The sequence below is a fragment of the Deinococcus piscis genome, assembly GCF_014653275.1.
Taxonomy (GTDB): Bacteria; Deinococcota; Deinococci; order Deinococcales; family Deinococcaceae; genus Deinococcus; species Deinococcus piscis.
In genome coordinates, this window is the sequence record NZ_BNAL01000071.1 from 1 (window position 1) to 2,491 (window position 2,491).

The 2,491-nt window shown below is 55.7% G+C and carries 2 protein-coding genes; both read right to left on the reverse strand.

The genetic code is table 11. The annotated features are described in order from the left end of the window. Nucleotides 1-40: 40 nt before the first annotated feature. Nucleotides 41-601, reverse strand: a complete 561-nt coding sequence (locus IE158_RS13300; RefSeq protein ID WP_189644188.1) for a restriction endonuclease subunit S domain-containing protein — start codon at nucleotides 599-601, stop codon at nucleotides 41-43. Nucleotides 602-651: 50 nt separating this feature from the next. Next, nucleotides 652-2,475 carry a type I restriction-modification system subunit M gene (locus IE158_RS13305; protein ID WP_229839135.1) on the reverse strand — a complete coding sequence of 608 codons (1,824 nt, stop codon included), beginning with the start codon at nucleotides 2,473-2,475 and terminating at the stop codon, nucleotides 652-654. Nucleotides 2,476-2,491 lie beyond the last annotated feature (16 nt).

The window sequence follows — 2,491 nt, forward strand, 5'->3', positions numbered from 1 at the left end:
GCTCTTTTTATGTCTATAGAATCTGGCGTCTCAGACAGTGTTACCGGAGTTTTGAGGGGTAGTCAGGAGGTATCGGTATTTCACGAACCTTTTGCAAGGACAACCCTTGCTGAACCATCCCCGATGAATACCTTTCCATATGGTCTTGCCCAAAGCTGGAATTGAGGTACGACAGAACGAACTCAGGCTTTAAAGTTGTGTCACTCCACGAAATCCTTGCCACATCTTGGTCAATGTTAGCGGGAAGAACTTCTGAGGTCACCAAAGCGCACATTCCGACAGTGCCTCTTGTAGAGAGGATAATGTCATTCTCTTTGAGGGAAGACCTCTTATTGGCAAGGTCTACCCATTCGGCTATTGGATCGGCGGCCTCACGAGTTGTAAACCAGCCGCGAGCATTTTTTGCGGTTAACATGATGATCGGTGAATTCTCGTCTACAACGTGATAGCCATGTGGCCCATCTGTGACTTTCGAGAAACTTCCGATTGTTTGAAGGGTATGCCGCTTTAGGGCCGACTCCTCGTACAAGTAGCGTTTATTGAAGAACTCTGCTTCAAATCTAAAATCAGACCCCACTGCTGATTTGTTGACCTCAGCCATTTCCAGCCCCTCCTGAAGTGCCCTGTAGTGGGCTTCATCGAAGGGGCGGTCTAAAAAAAACTGAGCTTCTCCCGCCGGGCAAACTCGGCAAAGGCTTCGGCTATGCCGTCTTGCGTCTCGCCTTCGTGGTTGAACAGGTCGTGCTGGACAATCCAGTGCCCGTGGCTGTCGCGCTTGCGGAGGCCCGTTTTGGGGTCAATGACGTAGATTTTCTGACCGCTGTTGTCCTTGCTGGGCAGTTGCTGCGTGGCGAAGAAAATGGGGTAGTCGTCCTGCTTGGGGCACAGTGGACCAGCTTTGGGGTCGTCGTTCCACTTCTGCACGAACAGGACGCTGGTTTTGGTGCCCGTGTGCGGCTTGAAGGTGTTGGGGTGCAGGCCGACCACGGCGAGGATGCGGCAGCGCTCCATGATGTACTCGCGCACCCGCTTGTCGCTGCTGTTGTTGAAGCGGCCTTGGGGCAGGACGACGGCCATGCGCCCGCCCGGTTTCAGGAAGTCCAGGTTGCGCTCGATAAAGAGCAGGTCGCGCCCAACGGCGGTTTCGGTCTTGCCGTTGGGCTTGTGGCCCAGTTCGTACTGCGAAAGCATGGTGGTCTGCTTGATGTCGCCCGCGAAGGGCGGATTGGCAAGCAACACGTCGAATTTGAAGTCGCGGTAGCTCTTTTTGTCGGCCCGCAGTTTTTTGAAGCGAATCCAGCCCTCACCGTAAGCCTCTTCCCATTCCTCTTCCTTGACGCGCTCTTCCCATTTGCCGTAGTCGAGGGTGTTCAGGTGCAGCACGTTGGTCTGTCCGTCGCCTGCAATCAGGTTCAGGCAGCGGGCCACCCGCACGCTTTTTTCGTCGAAGTCGATGGCGTAGACCTTTTCTTTGACGTAGGTGTGGCAGCGCGGCGGCTTTTCTTCCATCGTAAAGAGGTGAGACTGCGGCTTGCCCTCGTCCCGCAAGATGTCCATCCAGACGTGAAAAATGCTGTGGACGGTAAATCCCGCGCTGCCAGCGGCGGTGTCAATGATGGTTTCGTCCTCTTTGGGGTTCATCATCTTCACGGCCATGTCGATGACCCAGCGCGGCGTGAAGTACTGGCCTTTTTCGCCCTTGCTGCTCTTGCTGACGAGGTACTCGAAGGCTTCGTCCACCACGTCCAGGTTGCTGTTGAAGAGCTTCCATTCCTCAAGGCTGCCCACGCACACCTGCAAATGTTCGGCGCTCAGGCGGATGCGGTCATTGTCGGGAAAGACCCCCGGCCACTTTTCGCGGGCCTCGTCGAACAGTTGCCCAATCTGCTCTTTGACGCTGGCGGCGGTGTTGGTGTTTCTGAAACGCAACGTCTTGTTGGCGCTGCGGTGGCTGGTCATTTCGTCGTACAGCTTCGTAAAAATCAGTTTGAAGACTTCCTCGAACACGTCCACGCCCGCGTTGGCAAGGACTTCGTCTTCCATTTCTTCAATCAGGTCGCGCAGGCTGCGGGCTTTCTGGCCCAGCTTTTCGCGCTCCTCCTCCTTTTCCACCAGGGTCTGAATCGTCCACGGCTGGCTGGTGATGTCCTCTATGGTCTGCGTGTCGGTGGGCAGTTCGGGAATCTCGATAAAGCTGTTGTGGTTCTTGCGATACCACGTCACGCCCTCAGCGGCGTTGCCCCACAGGGCCAGTGGCGCACCTGTGGCGAGGGTGTAGGACTTGAGTTGGTCTTTGCCGTCTTTCAGCTTGCCCTGCTTGACCTCGACGAGCAGATAAGGAGCGTTCTTGTCGTCCTTGTCAAACACCACGATGTCGGCCCGCTTGCTGGTATCGCGCCCAAAGGTGACGGGGTACTCGACGGTCTCAGTAGGTGACAACTTCAGTTTGACCTCGTTCCAGACGGCAAAAACCAACAGACGGCCCCATCAA